The 17,650-nt window shown below is 73.5% G+C and carries 18 protein-coding genes; 7 read left to right on the forward strand and 11 right to left on the reverse strand.

The features are described from left to right. Positions 1-103: 103 nt before the first annotated feature. Positions 104-325, reverse strand: a complete 222-nt coding sequence (locus ACF07N_RS03035) for a hypothetical protein (protein ID WP_392107600.1) — start codon at positions 323-325, stop codon at positions 104-106. Between the two features lie 271 nt (positions 326-596). On the opposite strand from ACF07N_RS03035, the gene ACF07N_RS03040 reads away from it, so the two are divergent. The 6 genes from ACF07N_RS03040 (at position 597) to ACF07N_RS03065 (ending at position 4,833) form a co-directional block, all read left to right on the forward strand. Beyond that, positions 597-1,031 (forward strand): ATP-binding protein, encoded by a 435-nt coding sequence (locus tag ACF07N_RS03040; protein ID WP_392107602.1) that lies wholly within the window; start codon positions 597-599, stop codon positions 1,029-1,031. Between the two features lie 209 nt (positions 1,032-1,240). Then, positions 1,241-2,104, forward strand: coding sequence for an RNA polymerase sigma factor SigF (locus ACF07N_RS03045; RefSeq protein WP_383335719.1), 864 nt, complete (start codon positions 1,241-1,243; stop codon positions 2,102-2,104). A 29-nt stretch (positions 2,105-2,133) separates the two neighbouring features. Continuing rightward, positions 2,134-2,400, forward strand: a complete 267-nt coding sequence (locus tag ACF07N_RS03050; RefSeq protein ID WP_392107604.1) for a DUF5133 domain-containing protein — start codon at positions 2,134-2,136, stop codon at positions 2,398-2,400. A 118-nt stretch (positions 2,401-2,518) separates the two neighbouring features. Further along, a complete protein-coding gene (locus ACF07N_RS03055) occupies positions 2,519-3,379 on the forward strand; it encodes an ANTAR domain-containing protein (protein ID WP_392107607.1) in 861 nt (286 codons plus the stop codon). 154 nt (positions 3,380-3,533) lie between these two features. Further along, positions 3,534-4,370 carry a DUF1206 domain-containing protein gene (locus ACF07N_RS03060; protein ID WP_383335722.1) on the forward strand — a complete coding sequence of 279 codons (837 nt, stop codon included), beginning with the start codon at positions 3,534-3,536 and terminating at the stop codon, positions 4,368-4,370. 28 nt (positions 4,371-4,398) lie between these two features. Then, the gene (locus ACF07N_RS03065; protein WP_383335723.1) at positions 4,399-4,833 is read left to right on the forward strand and encodes a hypothetical protein; all 435 of its coding nucleotides are present in this window, start codon (positions 4,399-4,401) and stop codon (positions 4,831-4,833) included. A 25-nt stretch (positions 4,834-4,858) separates the two neighbouring features. Here ACF07N_RS03065 and ACF07N_RS03070 read toward each other — a convergent pair whose 3' ends face one another. The 8 genes from ACF07N_RS03070 to ACF07N_RS03105 all read right to left on the reverse strand — a co-directional run bounded on the left by ACF07N_RS03070 (position 4,859) and on the right by ACF07N_RS03105 (position 14,328). Beyond that, positions 4,859-7,102, reverse strand: coding sequence for an FUSC family protein (locus tag ACF07N_RS03070; protein WP_392107612.1), 2,244 nt, complete (start codon positions 7,100-7,102; stop codon positions 4,859-4,861). Positions 7,103-7,189: 87 nt separating this feature from the next. Next, a complete protein-coding gene (locus ACF07N_RS03075) occupies positions 7,190-8,560 on the reverse strand; it encodes an NAD(P)/FAD-dependent oxidoreductase (RefSeq protein ID WP_392107615.1) in 1,371 nt (456 codons plus the stop codon). Between the two features lie 215 nt (positions 8,561-8,775). Further along, positions 8,776-10,500 (reverse strand): PP2C family protein-serine/threonine phosphatase, encoded by a 1,725-nt coding sequence (locus ACF07N_RS03080; protein ID WP_383335726.1) that lies wholly within the window; start codon positions 10,498-10,500, stop codon positions 8,776-8,778. Further along, on the reverse strand, positions 10,497-11,915 hold the full coding sequence (locus ACF07N_RS03085) for a SpoIIE family protein phosphatase (protein WP_392107618.1): 1,419 nt from the start codon (positions 11,913-11,915) through the stop codon (positions 10,497-10,499). The genes ACF07N_RS03080 and ACF07N_RS03085 overlap by 4 nt, the downstream gene beginning before the upstream one ends. Further along, a complete protein-coding gene (locus tag ACF07N_RS03090; protein ID WP_383335728.1) occupies positions 11,915-12,355 on the reverse strand; it encodes an anti-sigma regulatory factor in 441 nt (146 codons plus the stop codon). The genes ACF07N_RS03085 and ACF07N_RS03090 overlap by 1 nt, the downstream gene beginning before the upstream one ends. Beyond that, a complete protein-coding gene (locus ACF07N_RS03095) occupies positions 12,355-12,774 on the reverse strand; it encodes an STAS domain-containing protein (protein WP_383335729.1) in 420 nt (139 codons plus the stop codon). The genes ACF07N_RS03090 and ACF07N_RS03095 overlap by 1 nt, the downstream gene beginning before the upstream one ends. After that, the gene (locus tag ACF07N_RS03100) at positions 12,771-13,658 is read right to left on the reverse strand and encodes an STAS domain-containing protein (protein ID WP_383335730.1); all 888 of its coding nucleotides are present in this window, start codon (positions 13,656-13,658) and stop codon (positions 12,771-12,773) included. Before ACF07N_RS03100 ends, ACF07N_RS03095 begins: the two co-directional genes overlap by 4 nt. A 268-nt stretch (positions 13,659-13,926) precedes the next feature. Continuing rightward, positions 13,927-14,328: an STAS domain-containing protein gene (locus ACF07N_RS03105; protein WP_392107623.1), complete on the reverse strand. Its 402-nt coding sequence runs from the start codon at positions 14,326-14,328 to the stop codon at positions 13,927-13,929. Positions 14,329-14,666: 338 nt separating this feature from the next. Between ACF07N_RS03105 and ACF07N_RS03110 the strand changes: the two genes are divergently transcribed. Beyond that, complete coding sequence (locus ACF07N_RS03110) at positions 14,667-15,038, forward strand: PRC-barrel domain containing protein (RefSeq protein ID WP_383335732.1); 372 nt, start codon at positions 14,667-14,669, stop codon at positions 15,036-15,038. Between the two features lie 52 nt (positions 15,039-15,090). Here the strand turns inward: ACF07N_RS03110 and ACF07N_RS03115 are convergent, their stop codons facing one another. Next, positions 15,091-15,525 carry an ATP-binding protein gene (locus ACF07N_RS03115; protein WP_351367353.1) on the reverse strand — a complete coding sequence of 145 codons (435 nt, stop codon included), beginning with the start codon at positions 15,523-15,525 and terminating at the stop codon, positions 15,091-15,093. 117 nt (positions 15,526-15,642) lie between these two features. Beyond that, on the reverse strand, positions 15,643-17,541 hold the full coding sequence (locus ACF07N_RS03120) for an AMP-dependent synthetase/ligase (protein WP_392107627.1): 1,899 nt from the start codon (positions 17,539-17,541) through the stop codon (positions 15,643-15,645). Between the last annotated feature and the right edge of the window lie 109 nt (positions 17,542-17,650).

A 17,650-nucleotide genomic window follows, 5' to 3' on the forward strand; every position in this document is an offset into this window, starting at 1 on the left:
GTGCCAGCAGCCCGCGTGTCCCGGTCCGCCACCGAATGGGCCGTCCGACCACCGAGTCCGAGGTCGCCGCACGGCCGCCCAGGACGGCCCGCGCGCCGGACGGTCAGCTCTCCTGTGTGTGTTTGCCCGGGGTCAGGATCTCGTCCAGAACGGTCAGGACCGCCTCGTAGGACATGCGCCGCACGGTCGCGTCCCGCGCGCCCTGCGGGTCCGTCGCGCTCAGTTCGTCGCTTCTGGTCTGCCACGCCTGCTCCTCCCGCAGCGCGCAGGCCCTCGCGCGCTGGATGCGTCGCAGCAGTTCGTCCGAGTCCACCACTTCGGTCATGTCCACCGCGTACCCCGGAAGCGCCCATGGATGGCACCGGCCCCCGGCTGTCCGGGGGTTTTCCGGCCGAGGGCGTGCCCCGGAGGTTTGCATATGCGGCGAAAGGTGAGCCGAAAGGGGAGCGAGCGGCGCTCGTGAGGTGCGTACGGGGAACGCCGCGACAGCCGAAGGAAGCAGCGGGTCCGTGAGCCCGGGGCGTACCCGTGTGCGCGTGGCCGGGGAACGCGATCCGGACCCGTCCTTCCGTCCTGACCGACCAGGGAGCTGAAGGATGTGCGAGGAGCACATGATCGAATCCGTATTCGAACCGCCCGGCGCGAGCCGGGCCCGGCCGTGCCAGCCCGCCGAGGCGCGCCGGGCCGTGGAGCGGGCCGTGGCGGAACGCTGCCGCGCCACCCGGACCCCGTGTGACGCGAACGCCCTGTCCGACGCCCTGCTCGTCGCCTCGGAGCTGACGACCAACGCGATCCTGCACGGCGGCGGGGTCACCGACTTCCACGTCGACGTCGACGGACCCGGCCTCCGTGTCTCGGTGAGCGACCGCAGTGACCAGCTGCCGGTGGCCGTGCCGCGCACCGACCCGCAGGGCCGGATCCGGCACGGCGGCCACGGCTGGCCCATCGTGTGCCGGCTCGCCCGCGACATCAGGGTGTCGGACCTGCCGACCGGGGGCAAACGGATCACCGCTGTGGTTCCCCTGTCCTGAGCTGCCGCGGCCGGTGCCGAAACGGTTCCGGAAGATTGCGCGGCAAAGCGGAGTTTGTTCCACCGGGGGCAGGGCAGACGCAGTTTCGTGCTTCGGACCGGAGGCGCGCCAGCGGGAGCGGTATGGCTGCCCCGGAGGCCGTCCATGGCGATCCGGGCAGCGACCTTCCCGCGGTAATCCCTGAAACCACCGTTCAGGAGCGAATCCGCATGCTCATCGAAACGCCCACCAACCGTCCCGGCACGCCCGAAACGACGACCACCGCCACCAAGCGGCGTCACGACGACGCGCCCGACACCGCCGCCCTCTTCGCCCGTATGGCGGAGCTCGAGGAAGGGCCCGAGAGGGAAGCCGTCCGCGACGAACTGGTCACGCTCTGGCTGCCCATGGCCCACCGCATCGCCGGCCGTTTCCGCGACCGCGGAGAGTCCATCGAGGACCTCCGGCAGGTCGCCGCCCTGGGGCTCGTCAAGGCCATCGACCGGTTCGACCCGAGCCGGGGAGCCTTCGAGAGCTACGCCGTCCCCACCATCACCGGCGAGGTCAAGCGCCACTTCCGGGACCGCATGTGGGCCCTGAGGGTCCCCCGCCGTGTGCAGGAACTGCGCAACAAGGTGCGCGTCGCACGGCGTGAACTCACCCAGAACCCCGGCAGCCCCGAGCCGTCCGTGGCGGACATCGCCACCCACACCGGGCTGACCGAGGAAGAGGTCAACGCCGGACTCGAGGCCCTCGACAGCTTCAGCACGCTGTCGCTGGACGCCGAGCTGTCCACCGACGACGACGGCTACAGCCTCGCGGACACCCTCGGCGCGGCCGACTCGTCCTACGACACCGTCGTCGACCGGGAGTCCGCCAAGGAAGGCCTGCGCCGCCTGCCGGAACGCGAACGGGCCATCCTCTACATGCGCTTCTTCGAGGACATGACCCAGAGCCGCATCGCCGACCGGCTGGGCATCTCCCAGATGCACGTCTCCCGTCTCATCAGCCGCAGCTGCGCCCGCGTGCGGGACGAGGTCCTCGGTCAGCGGACCGGGACCCGGGGCAGCGGCGGCCCCTCCGCCACGGCCTGACACACCACCCCCCACAAGGAGCGAACGACATGCTGAGGCCCCACCCCGCCGTGCTGCGCCGTCTCGTCGAGGAGTACGAGGCACTGTCGGCGACCACCGAGGCCGGCCGCGCCACGGCAGAGGTGAGCGCACGGGTGCGCGACCTCGCGTACACGCTGTGCGTGTCCACCGGCACCCGGGACGTCCGGCACGCCCTGGACACCGCACACCAATGGCTCGGGACCGCACCCGCACCGGTCCGCGAGACCGTTTCCCTGCCCACCGAGCGGCGGATGGCGGTGACGGAGCCCGCCTGACCGCGTGTGCGCGTGACGCGACGGGGAAGGCGAACAGCACCCGGGTCCGGCCGGCGGCGGCAGCCGCCGGCCGGACCCGCGCGTCCCCCCACACCGCACGGAAACACCAGGGAGTCCCATGTCCACAGCGGGGCGGCCGCCCGCCGCAGACGACGACGGTGAGCTGGAGCGGCTGCGCGCCGAGGTGCGCGACCTGCGGGCCCGGGCGCGCGTGTACCCGCTGATATCCCAGGCCCAGGGCATGCTGCAGGAGCGGTACGCGCTGGCCGACGCGGAGAGCGCCTTCGCGCTGCTGCAACGGGCCTCCCAGCGGTACAACATCAAGCTGCGCACCCTGGCGAACGTCCTGGTCACCGCGCCGCGCCCGGACAGCCGGGAGCGGTTGTGGTTCCCGCGCCGGGTCCGGCAGCCGCAGCCGGAGCTGACGTTCACCAGAGCCCATGAGTCCGGGTCCGGCAGTCGCGGCGCCGTCCTGAAGGCCGTGCTGAGCCGCACCCTGACCGTGACGGACACCTCCATGGGCAACGTCCAGCTCGCCGACCGGGCCCGCGGTGGCCTGCGCATCGAGGAGCACACCGGGCTCACGCCGGACTTCGTCGACTTCTTCGCCCATGTCGGCGAGGACGGCACCTCCTGCGCGCAGGCCGCCCGGGACGTCGCCCAGGTGACCGTGCGCGACGTGGAGAGCGACCCGGTGTTCACCGAGCCGGCCCGGCACGCGATCCTCGCGGCGGGCAGCAGGGCCTGCCACAGCGTCCCGCTGACGACCGCGTCCGGGCTGTGCGTCGGCATGGTCTCGGCCCACATGGACCGGACCCTGCGGGGACTGACCGCGACGCAGACCAAGGCCCTCGACGCCGTGGGCGCCGAGGCGGGCCGCTGGCTGGCCTGGCACGACCGGACAGTGGTCATGGACGCCCTGGAATACCTGCACGCCCTCGGCCGGGCCCGCAGGGGCGCGCGACTGAGGCGGTCCTGAGCCCCGGCGGGATGAGCCCGGGGCGGGGCTGCCTGTGACGGGAGGGGCCCCGCCGTGTCCCTGATCCCGGGCGCGAGGGGACAGGTCCGGTCCGGGCCGCCGCGCCGGGTGTGCGGCCGCCGCCGCGGGGCATCCGGAGTCCCGGGAGGTCCACATGAACACGAGTGCGATGGCACGGAGCGGTCGCTTCCGGGCCCGGCGGATGGCGCGGGGTTCGGTGACCGAGGGGGCGGCACGGGCGGGCTTCACCGCCCGGGGCGTGATCTATCTGCTCGTCGGGGCGCTGGCCCTGCAGATCGCCTTCGGCGGCACCGGCCGCCAGGCCGACCGCGGGGGAGCCCTGCAGGAACTGGCGCAGCAGCCGTTCGGCGCGGTGCTGCTGTGGGCCCTGGGCATCGGGCTCGTCGGCATGGCCCTGTGGCGGCTGTCCGAGGTGATCTTCGGCTCGGTCGGCAAGGACGGCCGCAGCCCGCGCAAACGGCTCATGGCGGCCGCCCGCTGCGCTTTCTACGTCTTCGTCGCCTACTCGGTCCTGTCGTTCGCGGCCAGCCGGCACCAGAGCGGCGGCTCCAGCGACCAGCAGTCCCGGGACGCCACGGCCAGGGCCCTGGAGATCCCCGCCGGGCAGTGGCTGGTCGGTGCCGCCGGGATCGCCGTCGTCGCGGCCGGCGGCTGGATCGCCGTACGCGCCGTCCTGCGCAAGTACCACGACAAGCTCAGGCTCGGGCAGATGAGCCCGCGCACACGGCGGCTGGTCGACGTCACCGGAGTGGCCGGCGGCGCCGCCCGCGGGCTCGTCTTCGCCGTCGCCGGAGTCTTCGCCGTTCGCGCGGCGATCGACTACGAGCCGGACCGGGCCAAGGGCCTGGACGACACCCTGCGCAGCCTCGCCGAGACCCCCCTCGGCCCCTGGCTGCTGGCGTGCGTCGCGGCCGGGCTGGTGCTCTTCGGCGTGTTCTCCTTCGCCATGGCCCGCTGGCGGCGCGTCTGAGCCGCGTCTGGCGGGGAACACGGAGCGAATGAGCGATTCCGAGATCCCGCATGGCGACGGCCGGCCCGTGGACGTGTACCTGGACCTCCTGCGCATCCGGATGGACACGGAGGACTACCGCCTCCTGATGCGTGTGGTGGAACCGGTCCTCGAGGCGATCGACGAGGAACGCCTGGCCAGCCTCGACTTCGCGCTCGACTCCGGGGCCAACGACGAACTGCCCCAGGAGGTCCGTGACGAGGTGGCCCTCGTCATCGCCACCGCCGTCACCGGCCGCCTCGACAACGAAGTGATCGAACTCGAGCTCGACGAGACCGGCCCGGTCCGGATCGTCACCGACGCGACCACCGCGTCCGACCCCGTCCGGCTCGGCGAGATAGCCGACTACATCAAGGAACGCCACCGGCAGACCGAGGAGCTGCGGGGCATCGCCGAGGTGAGCGGACTGCCCACCGACTTCTGACCAGGCGCTCCGCGCCCCCGGGCGGTCACCCCCGCGGTGTCGCCACCGGCACGTCCAGCGGCCGGGCGAGCCCCACCACGGCCTCGTCCAGCCGCTCCAGGTGCCGCAGCACGCGGTCGGTGATGCGGCCGTAGCGCGGTGTGCCCGCGTCGGAGCCCAGCAGCGAGGCGATGCTCGGCCCCGTCTCGACCTTCGCGCCGGCGTGCTCGTCGGCGACCCGGGCCGCGATGGCCTGGATGTTGCGCACGGTGCGCGCCGCCGCCCCGCGCAGCCGCGGGTCCGCCGCGATCGACGGATGCGTGGGCAGCAGCTCGGCGGTGGCCGCCAGCGTCCGCGCGTGGTACGCGCACGTCTCCAGCAGGGCCACCACGTACCGGGCCGTGTCCCGACGGGCCCGCAGCGGCGTGACCGGATGCGTCAGCGGCTGGGTGGCGGCCCGCAGATCGGCCAGCGCCTGGTCCAGGTCGCGCGCCTTGTCCAGCAGCTCGTCGGCCGCCCCGCCGCTGAGCTGCCCGACCGCGGCCTCAGCGACGTCGGCCAGCCGGTCCAGCACGGTCCCGAGCAGCTCGTTCGTCCGCCGGTCCGTCCGCACCGGCAGCACCAGCGCCGCCGCGACCACCCCGCAGGCGGCTCCGATCGCGGTCTCCTCGATGCGCAGCACCAGCACGTCGAGGCTGTAGGTGTGCAGCAGCGTGTACAGCAGCCCCAGCATCGCCGTGACGAAGAAAGACATCAGCGTGTACGACAGCGGCGCCACGTAGAACATCGCGAAGATCAGCACCAGCACGAGCGCGAACGCCGTCAGCGTGTGCTGCCCGACCAGCCCCGCCAGCACGATGCCCGCCACCACGCCGAAGACCGTGCCGAGCAGCCGCCGGTAGCCCTTCACCAGGATCTCGCCGGTCGACGAGGTGTTGATGAACACGATCCAGCACGTCAGCACCGCCCAGTACCAGCGCTGCGTGGACAGCAGCTCCCCGCCCGCGATGGCCAGGGAGGAACCCACCGCGACCTGCACGGCCGCCCGCGTGGTGGGACGCCGCAGGCCCGTCTGCTCCTCCTGCGCCGGTTCCTCCGCCCCGCCGTCGAGCGCGGCCTCCTCGGCGTCCAGCTCCTCGCGGGAGCGGGCCGTGGCGGGGGAGTCGTCCGACTCGTCCTGCGGCCCGTCCAGGGCGATCCGCAGCCCCAGCACCGCGCGGGCCGCCTCGCCGATGCCCCGGAACACGTCCTGCACGGCGGCCGAGGCGGGCGGCAGGTTCTCCTCGTCCCGGTAGCCGAGCAGCCGGTTGCGCACATGCGCCAGCGCGGTGCCGGAGTCGCCGCCGCCGGCCCGCAGCACCAGCGTGTGCAGCGCCCGCAGATCGCGGCGCAGCGTGGCGGTGGACTCGTCGGGCACGGCCGGCACGGCCACCGAGGGTGCGGGTGCGCCCGGCAGGTGCAGGGTGAGCGTGTCGGCCCGTTCGGCGCTGCGGGCCGACAGCAGCAGCAGGCCGAGCCGCTCGGCGGCGATCTCGGCGTCCGCGATCCGGCGCTGCACCAGCCGTGCCGCCGACTCGTCCGGGGTGCCCTCCTCCAGCCGTCCCTGGATCATCATGGCGGTCTCGTGCAGCCGCGCGGTGCCCTCGCGCACGGCCCCGAGCGCCTTGTCCATGTCGTCCCCGCCCGCGTCGAGGAGGTCCAGCTGCGCGGACACCAGCTGGGCCAGCCGGGCCCGGAAGGCCAGCCGCAGCCGCACCAGGATCCCCGCGGGCGTCGCGGGCACCACCGCGAACCGCAGGACGGCACTGGAGGCGAAGGCCAGGGCGATGGCGCCGTACAGCGCGGGCAGCGAGGAGACCGTGGCGCCGACGAACAGGGCCAGGAAGTACACCTGGAAGGCGATCAGCCCGAGCGCCGTGCCCCGGTCGCCGAACCGGCGGCCGTAGACCGCGCAGAAGATCAGGACGACGAAGAACGCGTCACCGACGACACGCCGCTCGCCGAGCACCGCGCTCAGGCTCACGGAGGCCAGCGCCACCGGCAGCCCCAGGGCCAGCGTCACGGCCTGGGCGCGCGGCTGCTTCTCCCGGATGGCGAAGGTGGCGACCATCGCCGCCATGGCCCCCGCCACCAGATGGGGCACATCGGTCCCCAGCAGGGCGAGCACGGCCAGGGTGAGGGCGATCGCGCCGACCGTCCGCAGTCCGGCCGTCAGACGCAGCAGTCCCGGGTCGGACGCCGCGATCCGGTCCCGCAGCCGTGTCCGCACCGAGTGTCCCGCCGCCCTCACGCCGCCGTACTCTCTCCCGACTCACCCAGCAAGATCCGCACCTCAGCATGTCATGCCACGTGCGGCGGCTCCCGGCCGGGCCGGGAGCTACTCCTGCCGTCCGGTGCCCTCGACGTGCGCCCGCACCTGCTCCGGCGTCAGATAGGCGTCCGTGTACTCGAAGTCCTTCAGCCGCGCGGGCTTGCGCGCCTGGAACCCGGTCCGCACGAAGTCGTCACCGGCGACCGCGTTGAGCAGCCAGTTCGTCATCACGCGCGTTTTGGCGACGTTGGTGCGCAGCGCCGACCAGTGGTACCCGCGGGCGACGGCCTGGGCGGGCAGGCCGCGCAGCTCGACGCCCAGCGGCTTGGACACCGCGTCGGTGCCGCCGAGGTCGACGACCAGCCCCAGGTCCTTGTGGACGTACGGCGTCATCGACTGCCCGCGCAGCGAGGCGATGACGTTGTCGGCGACGTGCTTGCCCTGCCGCAGCGCGTGCTGCGCGGTGGGCGGGCACATGGCCCCGTCGCCCTTGGCCAGGTCGGGCACGGCGGCCGCGTCGCCGAGCGCGAACACACCGTCGCAGCCCGGCAGGTTCATCTCGGCGGCGACGGCGAGACGGCCCTTGACGGTCTCGGCGCCCAGCGTGGCGATCAGCGGGCTGGCGACGACGCCGGCGGTCCAGATGAGCGTACGGGTCGGGATCACCCGCCCGTCGGTGAAGGTGACCTCCTCGGGGCCGGCCTTCGCGATGGAGGTGCCCAGGGAGATCTCGATGCCGCGCCGCTGCAGGATCTCCTGCGCGCTGCGGCCGAGCTTCTCGCCCAGCTCCGGCATCAGCTTCGGCGCGATGTCGATCAGGTGCCACTTGATCAGACCCGGGTCCAGCCGCGGGTAGCGCTTGACGGCGGCGTGCGTCAGGCGCTGCAGGCAGGCCGCGGTCTCGGTGCCGGCGTAGCCGCCGCCGACCACCACGAACTGCAGCCGCGAGGCCCGCTCCTGCGGATCCTGGCTGGCGTCGGCCAGGTCGAGCTGCGAGATGACGTGGTCCCGGATGTACGCCGCCTCGGCGAGCGTCTTCATCCCGAACGCGTGATCCGTCAGGCCCGGGATGTCGAAGGTCCGGGTGATGCTGCCGGGCGCCAGCACGATGTAGTCGTACGGCTCGTCGACGATCTCGTCGGTGATGGTGCGGATGACGCACACCTTGGCCTTCAGGTCGACGCCGATGGCGCCGCCCGGAATGATCCGCGTGCGGTACTTCTTGCTGCGGCGCAGGGAGACGGCGATCGACTGCGGCGTCAGCACGCCGGAGGCGACCTGGGGGAGCAGCGGAAGATACAGCTGGTAGGCGAACGGCGTCACCAGGGTGACGTCGGCCTCGTCGGGGGAGAGTTTCCGTTCCAGACGGCGGACGCACTCCACGCCGGCGAAGCCTGCGCCAACCACCAGGATCCTGGGTCGTGTCACGGTGTTCATCCCTTTCTGCGGCTCCAGGCGGTCTGCCTCGAACGCCTTTCGCCTGCCCCTGGATCGCCGGTTCGCACCCTTTCGATCCCACCCCGTGTCCGGCCGGTTCGCCAGTCGGGCGTGGCAGGCAGACGAACGCGTCGATCACCACCATGCCCGCAGGGTGGCCGAAAAGCACCGGCCGGGAGCGCAGAACGCGTGCGCACCGCCGCGGCGCCGGCCCGTCAGGACGCGGTGTCCCCCCGGACGTGGCACAGCAGCAGGCACACGTCGTCGTCGCGCTCGGAATCGCTGAGCAGCGGGTGCAGGATCCGGTCCGCCGAGCCCTCCAGATCCGCGTCCAGCTCCGCGGAGCCGAACCGCCCCAGCGCCGCGGCCAAGCGCTCGATCCCCGGGTCTATGCCCTGCGCGCGCCGCTCCACCAGCCCGTCCGTGTACAGCGCGAGCGTCGAGCCGGGCGTCAGCTGCACCGTGTGGTCGTCGATCTCCTGGGTCAGGGGAATGCCGAGCATCGCCCCGGGCTTGGCGTCGAGCGTGCGCACGGTGCCGTCGGCCAGGCGCAGCACCGGCGGCGGATGACCCGCGGCCGCCCAGGTCAGCGTGGGCTCGTCGGGGTGGAACCGGGCGATGACGGCCGTGGCGTACAGATCCGGCTGCAGGTGGTGCAGGAAGCGGTGCAGCCGGGTCAGCAGCCGGCCCGGGCTGTCGCCGTCGACGGCGTACGCCCGCAGCGCGGTGCGCAGCTGGCTCATCATCACCGCCGCGTGCAGCCCGTGCCCGGTCACGTCGCCGATGACGGTGATGAGCCCGCCGTCGCGCTGCGGGAACGCGTCGTACCAGTCGCCGCCGATGTTCAGCCCGTGCGTGGCCGGCAGATAGCGCGCGGCCAGGCTGAGCCCCGGCGTCGCCGGCAGGTCCGTGAGCAGCGCCCGCTGCAGCGTCTCGGCGATGTCGCGGTTGTGCTCGAAGCGGCGGGCGTTGTCGATGGCGATGCTGGCCCGCCGGGTGAGCTCGATCAGCATCACCGCGTCGTCCGGGTCCCAGCGCGCGCCGGGCGGCGACAGCGTCAGCACGCCCAGCGGCGCCCGCCGTGTCGGCAGTGGCACGCACAGCAGCGGCGTGCCCGGGTCCAGCGCCGACGGCGGCTGGTCGCCGACGCCCGGCAGGTTGCCCGGATGGTCGGCCGCGTACTGGGGCCGCCCGGTCCGCGCGGCCAGCACCGCGGCGGCCGGGTGCGGGGTCGTGCGGTGCTTGTCGTCCTCGTCGAACAGCCACACGTCGACGCTGCTCGCGTACTCCGGCACCAGCAGTTCGGGCAGCCGGCGCACGATCTCCTCGTGGTTGAGGGACGCCGTCAGCACGGCGCTCGCGTCCGCGAGGAACGTCAGCCTGCGGCGGGCGCTCTCCGCCTCGTTACGGGCGCTGCGCTCGGCGGCGAAGGCCTCGCGCTGCGCCCGTCCGGCCGCGTCCAGCTCGGCGTGCAGGGCCAGCACGCCCTGGTTGGTCTGGTGCAGCTCCTCCCGGTGGAAGGCGACCAGGTCCTCCTGCTCGGTGAGCTTGTCCAGCACCACGGCGGTGTCCTCGTCGGCGCCGAGCAGCGCCTCGGCGAGGGCCGCCGGGTCCTCGGCGACCGTGCCGGCGTCCGCGGGCCCGGCCGCCTCGGGGCAGGGCACCGTGACCTCCCACGGCGGCTCCCCGGCGGCACAGGCCTCCGGCGACGGGGTCACCAGGGCGCGCAGCAGCCCTTCCTCGGCGGGCGATCCGGCGACGTTCAGGGTGAGCAGCCAGGTGCCGCCCTTGGTGAGGCACTGCCGCAGGTGGGCGCTGAGGGCGGCGGCGAGCCTGGTTCGTTCGAGGGTGGGCACACCGTAGGCGGCGGCCAGGCGCGCGAGGGCGATCCGCGCGCGTGCCGCGTCGGTGACGGTGGTGATCTGCCAAGTGCGCATCATGGGCGTTCCGGCGGGGTGGGAGTCAGCACGGCCACGGCGGTGTCGTCCCGCACCGGGCGGGCGGGACTGCTGGCGTCGCGTATCGTCACGGCGGCCGTCACGGCCGGGTCGGCCGCGGGCGCGCCGGAGTCGTCCGGCGGCGTCCAGCGGCTGGGCAGGCCGTCGGTGTGCAGGATGAGCAGCCGGTCGGCCGCCCAGCGGGCCTCCTCCTCACGGAGGGTGGTGGGCCGGTGGACGCCGACGATGCCGGGGCGGGACAGCAGGGCCCGCCAGCTGCCGTCCGCGCGCAGCCGGGCCCCCACGTTTCCTATGCCGGCGAACTTCAGCCGCCCGGTCCGCAGATCGAGCTGGGCCAGCGCGACGGCCGCGCCGCGGGTGCCCCGCAGCGCCTCGTGCAGGTGCCTCAGGGCCTCGGCGGGGGAGAGGTGGGCCCACCGGTGCAGCGCCGCGACCGCGGCGGACGAGGCCCGGGCGGCCTCCGGCCCGTGCCCCAGCCCGTCCGCCAGCATCAGCGTCACCCGCTCCCCGGAACGCACACAGGTCCAGGCGTCACCGGAGTACTCGGCTCCGCCGTAGGGGATGTTCACGCCGCCGGCCCGGACGCGGGCGAGCGGGTCGCGAGGCGCGCGCGCCGGTGCCTCGCGGAGCGCGTGCCCGGCCGGGCCGCCACGCTCCGCCGGGGAGGGGTCCGGCGCCGCGCCGGTGCCCGGGCGGCCGCGGGACCCGGTCGGTGCCGCATCGTTCCGGGACGTCGGTGACGCGCCCCGCCCGGTGAGGCCGGGCGCGCCGGCGTGCCCGGTGAGGCCCCCGCAGGCCATGGCCGCGAGCGGCGCCGAAGCGGCGCGCGGGGCGCCGCCCGGCCCCGGCTCGTCCCGGGAGACCGGGTCGTCGGGCCCCGTCCAGGGGTCGCCGTCCGGGGGGACGGCCCGGCCCGCCGCGCCTCCGTCGGGCCACGCGGCGGCCGTCGCCCCCGCGGGCACGGCACCGGTCCGGGACGTCGAGCCGACCCGCGCCACCGCCACCGTGCCGCGGCCGGGCGTGCTGTGCAGGCCGAAGTCGTCGGCCAGGCGGCGGCACGTGCCGAGGCCCGCGCCGAGCGAGCGGGTCGTGGAGAAACCGTCGCGCACCGCAGCGGGGACGTCGCGTATGCCCGGGCCGTGGTCGATCGCGGCGATCTGGACCACCCGGGACTCCTCACGGCCGTCCCGCAGCACCGGCGGGTCCACGACGTCGATGAGCACCTGCCCGCCCTCCGCGTGCTTGAGCAGGTTCGTGGCCAGCTCGGTCGCGACCAGCGCGGCCGCCGCCGTACGGCGCTCGTCGAGCCCGGCCAGCGCGGCCGCCTGTTCGGCCGCGACCCGCGCGTCGCGGACCCGGGTCGCGTCGCGCACCGGGATGTCCCACACGCGTGGCATCAGGCCTCCTCGCGGGGGCGCGGCGGCTGGGCCACCCAGCACGTCACCCGCACCGTCGTGCCGGCACCGGGCGTGCTGTCGATGTCGAAGTCGTGCACCAGGCGCCGGGCACCGCTCAGCCCCATCCCGAGCCCGCCGCCGGACGTGTAGCCGTCGCTGAGCGCCAGGTCGAGGTCGGGGATGCCCGGCCCCTCGTCGCTGAAGGACAGCCGCAGCCCCTGCGCGGCCCCGCTGCTGACGCGGGTCGCCTCCATCTGTCCGCCCCCGCCGTGGACGAGGGTGTTGCGGGCCAGCTCGCTCGCGGCGGTGACCAGCTTGGTCTGCTCCACCAGGCCGAAGCCGAGCCGGGCAGCGGCCTGCCGTACGTGCTGGCGCACCCACACCAGGTCCATGTCGGACCGGATCGGCAGGCAGGCCTCCACGCCCGCGGCGGTGTGCATCACGGAATCTCCTGACGCGGACTGCCGGGACGGGGCGCCGGGGGCTGCTGCGTGAGGAGCTCCATGCCCGCCTCGGTGCTGAGCGCCGTCCTCAGGCCCGGCAGCGTGAGTCCCAGTTCGACCAGGGTGATGGCGACCGCCGGGCGCATGCCCGCCACCACGGTCCGCGCCGCCAGCAGCTTGGCCTGCGCGGCGATCTCGGCCAGTACCCGCCCCAGGAAGGAGTCGACGATCTCCACGCCGGAGATGTCGATGAGGACACCGTGCACCCCGGTGCGGGAGATGGTCTCGGCGAGGTCCTGCTGGAGCTGCTGCGCCGTGCTGTCGTGCAGGTCCCCCTGGAGCGTGACCAGCAGGACGTCCCCGAGCCGGAGCACCGGCACCTGGCCCGGGACGGGACGGGGGGAGGCGTCGCTCACCGCTGACCCGTACCCGGGTTCACGATGTCCGCGCCGAGTTGGTGCAGCGCGTACCCCAGCGCGTCCGAGAGGCTGGCGCGGGTGAGGACGTCCAGGTCGAGACCGAGGTGGACCATGGTCTGCGCGATGGCGGGCCGGATGCCGGAGACGATGCACTCGGCGCCCATCAGCCGTGCCGCGGCCACCGTCTTCATCAGGTGCTGCGCGACCAGCGAGTCGACCGTGGGCACACCGGTGATGTCGAGGATCGCGAACCGGGCGTGCTGCTCGACGACGGCGTTCAGCAGCGTCTCCATCACGATCTGGCTGCGCGCGCTGTCGAGCGTGCCGATCAGCGGTACGGCCACGATGCCGTCCCACAGCCGGATGACCGGCGTGGCGACCTCCAGCAGCTGCATCCGCTGCCGGTCGCTGAGCGCCTGCCACTCGCTCAGCGCCGTCTGCATGGCCACCAGCCGCAGGGTGCCCATCAGCACCGTCAGCGTGGTCGAACAGGCCCGCAGGTGCTCCGGCGGGGCCTGTTCCAGATCGGAGGCCAGCAGATTCTCCACCGGCGGCCGCAGCGCCGCCAGCTCGCTGGAGACCTGGGTGTTCGACAGCCCCGCGCGGGAGCGCGCCGCGCCCATGCGGGCCAGCTGTTCGCGCACCCCGCTGAAGCCCGCGGCGTCCGGGTCCTCCACCTGGTCGGAGTCGGCCACCCGGGCGAGCGCGTCGACGACGGCCTTGCCCGCCTCCACCGCCTCGTCGCGCGAGACGGTGAACACGGTGCGGAACAGGGGCTCGTCCGCCCACCGCTGGGCGATCTGCTCACGCCGCCGGTGCAGGAAGTCCCGTACCTCCTGGGAAGGCGTGGCGAGTTGTCCGTCCGCTTCGTGCTCCGGCACCTGGTTCTCTCCTCATTCGCGTTGCGTCGACCGAGCCCGCTTCTGGCAACGAGAACGGCGATGTGACACTTGCCGGGCGACAACTCTAACCATGCGCCGACCTCGTACGACACCGGATCCGGCGCAAGCGTTCCGGTTCCGGCCGACGGCGGTTGGGCACCGCCGTCACCGGCGTGCGAGGGGGGTGAACCACCGTGCGGGCAGGGCGGGGCCAGGGCTCCGGCCGGCCGGTTCGTCGCCGGCGCCGGGCCCACGGGCGCCCGTCGGGTCAGACGCCCTCCGCCCCCGGCTCCTCCGGGAGCACCGGCCCCGCGTCGACGCGGGCCAGGGCCTCCTCCACGGTCTCCGATATGGGCACCGTGATGCTCACGCCGGTCAGATCGAGGATGCGCCCCACGGCCGGCGTCGGGCTGATGACGTGCACGCTGCCGGCGTTGCCGCGGGTCTCCTGGTACACCCGCAGGATGATGTTCATGCCCGACGAGTCCATGAACGGGACGGACGACAGGTCGAGCAGGAAGTGTCGTCGGCCGTGGTGGAGTTGGTTGGCCAGATGGGCCTGGAACTCGGTCGCGGTGTCGACGTCCAGGTAGCCGTCGACCGTGAACAGGGCCACGTTCTCCCGGGGCAGTTCGACTTCCACGGACAGCGGGTTCTGGGCGAGGGGCACGGGTACCTCCAACAAGTGCTACGGCCTGGGGCTGGTCACCTCTGGGGATGACCGCGGTGCGGGGCGGTGCCGGTCGTGTCACGGACGCGACTGCCGTTTCCCATGTGCCTCCCTTCGCTGGCGGGCTCCGTTTTCACCGCGCCCCCGCGATTACCCCGGAAACCGCCTCCCATGCACCCCGATGTGCGTCGGCCCCGGATCACGTCGCGCGCACTGCTACAGGGGTTCGCCGAATGCGCGTGCGACAGGAGGGTAATTGCTGCTGTGGAGCAGGGCGGGCGAGAGCCGTCCGCCGGGGCTTCGAGCGATCCGCACACCGTCAGGGAGGATGGAGCAGCGTGACCATCGACAGAATCTGGTCGTACGCGCCGGACAGCGGTCACGTCGAGGGGCAGGACCTGACCGGTTTCACCGTCGCCGCGGCCGACGGCACGATCGGGCACGTGGACCGCGAGGCCGCTCCGCACGGCCTGCGGCACCTGGTCGTCGACACCGGCGTCTGGGTGTTCGGCCGGAGCGTCCTGGTGCCGGCCGGAGTCGTCACCGGCATCGACACGCAGGCCCGCAAGGTCACACTGGCCTGCAGCAGGGGAGACGCCAAGGCGGCACCCCGCTTCCAGACCGACAGCGAGACGCGGGACCAGCAGTACCTGCGCGCGGTGGGTGACTACTACGACAGGCTGCCCCCGCGGGAGACGACCGCCGTCTGAGCCGGGCGCGGGCGCGCGGCGCCCGCGCCCGGCCCGACGCGGAAACCCGGACTCACCAGGGCAGGAAGACGTGCACGTCCTTGCCCTGGTCGTCGGTCACCACGCTGACCTGGTCGCACAGGGTGTGTATGAGGTGCCAGCCGATGCCGCCGCCACCGCTGCGCGGATCGAAGGGGCGGGGCGCGGGCTCGGTGGTGCTGGTGTCGTGCAGGACCACGTGCACGCCGTCGAAGGTGCGGCGCATCCGCAGTGCGAAAGGCCCCGGGGCGTACTGGACCGCGTTGGCGGCCAGTTCCGTCACCACCAGCAGGATGTCGTCCCAGTACTCGGGGGCAGAGGGCGGCGAGGAGCGTGCGAGATCACGCAGGAACTCCTCCGCGGCCAGCCGCGCACCCGTCACGTCATGCGGCTCGCCCACGAAGCTGTTCGTGCGGCTCGGGATCTCCTCGGAGGTCAGGGCGTCGTCCCCACGCGGCTCGGTTGACATATCGCCTTTCCGGCCCAGGCGTCAGCGAGGGCTGTCGTCAGGGCTGTCGTCCTTTCTCTTGCGTCGCCACTGTTGCGTGTTCCCGAGCGGGCGTGGCCTACGCGTCCGGCCGCACGCTCAACGGAACACACTGTCGGAATCGTCCCAGTGTGCCGCTTCTTCCGGGGTGTTCGGCCGCCCGGGGCGCCTGCGGGAGGCGTACATGGCGTCGATCTCGGCGGCGTAGTGCCGCACGATCTCGTCCCGGCGCAGCTTCATCGACGGGGTCAGCAGCCCATTGGTCACGTCGAACGGCTCCGGCAGCACCCGGAACACCCGGATCGACTCCGACCGTGACACGGCGCTGTTCGCCGCGGCCACGGCCCGGGCGACCTCCTCGCGCAGCGCGTTCTCCTCCCGGGCCTCGCGCATCTCGCCCTGCAGGGACAGCGCGGCCCGCCAGTGCGCGAGGAACTCCGGGTCCAGCGTGATCAGGGCGCCCACGCACGGCCGGTTGTCGCCCACGACCACGGCCTGGTGGATGAGCGGATGCATCCGCAGCCGCTGCTCCAGTGCGGCCGGTGCGACGCTCTTGCCGCTGCTCGTGATGATGATGTCCTTCTTGCGGCCGGTGATCGTGAGATAGCCCTCCGCGTCCAGCTGCCCGAGGTCCCCGGTCGCCAGCCAGCCCCCGCGCAGCGCGGCCCGGGTGGCCGCCTCGTCGTTCACGTAGCCCTGGAAGACCGACGGCCCGCGCACCAGGATCTCGCCGTCCTCGGCCACCCTGATCTCCGTGCCCGGCAGCGCTCGTCCGACCGTCCCGGACTTCTCCCGGCCCAGCGGCTGCATCGTCACCCCGCCGGAGGTCTCGGTCAGGCCGTACCCGTCGTGCACGTAGATGCCGATGCCCTCGTAGAACAGCGACAGGTCACGGCTGAGGGGTGAACCGCCGGACGTCGCCCGCTGCACCCGGCCGCCGAGCGCGGCCCGCAGCCGGCGGTAGACCGTGCGCTCGTACAGGGCGTGCTGCAGCCGCAGGTCGAAGCCCGGCCCGCGGCCCCGGCCCAGCCGCTGGCGCTCCAGGGCGGCGGCGAAGTCCCGGGCGGTCCCGGCGGCCCGTTCGAAGAGCCCGCCGTGACCCCCCTGCTGGGCGATGCGCAGGAAGTTCTTGTAGATCTTCTCGAAGACCGACGGGACCGCGTAGAAGTACGTGGGACGGAACGAGCGCAGCGCCGCCGACAGCGCCTCGCCGCCGAGGTCCGCCTGGTGTCCCATGAGCAGCCCGCCGCGCACGCACAGGCCCTGGATCATCAGGCCGTACACGTGGGAGAAGGGCAGGAACGCCAGCACCGAGCCCTGCTCTCCGCGTGGTGCGGCCGTGTGGCCCCAGCCCGCCAGCAGGGTGTCACAGGTGACGGCCAGGTTCCGGTGGCTCAGGGCACAGCCCATGGCGTGGCCGGTCGTGCCGGAGGTGTAGGCGATGACGGCGGTCGAGTCCGGCAGCACGATGCGGCGCATCGAGTCGACCGTGGCGAGCGGCACGTCCCGCCCGCGCACCGCCAGCTCCTCCAGCGCGCCCGCGTCGAGCTGCCAGACGTGGCCCAGCATCGGCAGGGACGCGCACACCGAGCCGACCGTCATGACGCCCTGCTCGTCCTCCACCACCACGGCCACGCAGCCCGCGTCCCGCAGGATCCACTCGACCTGGTCGCGTGAGGCCGTCGGGTAGATGGGCACGACCTCGGCCCCCACCGCCCACAGCGCGTGGCACAGGACCGTCCACTCGTAGCGGGTGCGCGCCATGATGGCCACCCGGTGGCCGGGGGCGATCCCGGCGGCGATCAGGCCCTTGGCCACGTCCACGAGCTGGTCCCGCAGCTCGCTCGCCGTGACCTCCTCCCACGCGGACGAGGCGGGGCCGGCCCGGCGGGCGAGCACCGGCCGGGCCGGTTCCCGGTCCGCCGTCTCGAAGACGCTGTCGGCGAGCCCGCCCGTCAGGGGCGACACGGCCGGTGGAGCGAGGGCGAGATCGCGCATGCACTGCTCCTGACATGTACGGGGTGTCACGCAGCCGATGGGTACCGTCATCAGCGGTGCTCGAATGTAGTCGAGTCGGGACCCTTCGGGGTCGGGAAATACGGAAGTG

This window comes from Streptomyces sp. NPDC015242, from assembly GCF_043079125.1.
GTDB lineage: Bacteria > Actinomycetota > Actinomycetes > Streptomycetales > Streptomycetaceae > Streptomyces.

Bases quoted from the DNA above. Each gene is read 5' to 3' on its own strand.
- ACF07N_RS03035 (WP_392107600.1), bottom strand. From the start codon at position 325: ATGACCGAAGTGGTGGACTCGGACGAACTGCTGCGACGCATCCAGCGC.
- ACF07N_RS03040 (WP_392107602.1), top strand. From the start codon at position 597: ATGTGCGAGGAGCACATGATCGAATCCGTATTCGAACCGCCCGGCGCG.
- ACF07N_RS03045 (WP_383335719.1), top strand. From the start codon at position 1,241: ATGCTCATCGAAACGCCCACCAACCGTCCCGGCACGCCCGAAACGACG.
- ACF07N_RS03050 (WP_392107604.1), top strand. From the start codon at position 2,134: ATGCTGAGGCCCCACCCCGCCGTGCTGCGCCGTCTCGTCGAGGAGTAC.
- ACF07N_RS03055 (WP_392107607.1), top strand. From the start codon at position 2,519: ATGTCCACAGCGGGGCGGCCGCCCGCCGCAGACGACGACGGTGAGCTG.
- ACF07N_RS03060 (WP_383335722.1), top strand. From the start codon at position 3,534: ATGAACACGAGTGCGATGGCACGGAGCGGTCGCTTCCGGGCCCGGCGG.
- ACF07N_RS03065 (WP_383335723.1), top strand. From the start codon at position 4,399: ATGAGCGATTCCGAGATCCCGCATGGCGACGGCCGGCCCGTGGACGTG.
- ACF07N_RS03075 (WP_392107615.1), bottom strand. From the start codon at position 8,560: ATGAACACCGTGACACGACCCAGGATCCTGGTGGTTGGCGCAGGCTTC.
- ACF07N_RS03080 (WP_383335726.1), bottom strand. From the start codon at position 10,500: ATGATGCGCACTTGGCAGATCACCACCGTCACCGACGCGGCACGCGCG.
- ACF07N_RS03085 (WP_392107618.1), bottom strand. From the start codon at position 11,915: ATGCCACGCGTGTGGGACATCCCGGTGCGCGACGCGACCCGGGTCCGC.
- ACF07N_RS03090 (WP_383335728.1), bottom strand. From the start codon at position 12,355: ATGCACACCGCCGCGGGCGTGGAGGCCTGCCTGCCGATCCGGTCCGAC.
- ACF07N_RS03115 (WP_351367353.1), bottom strand. From the start codon at position 15,525: ATGTCAACCGAGCCGCGTGGGGACGACGCCCTGACCTCCGAGGAGATC.
- ACF07N_RS03120 (WP_392107627.1), bottom strand. From the start codon at position 17,541: ATGCGCGATCTCGCCCTCGCTCCACCGGCCGTGTCGCCCCTGACGGGC.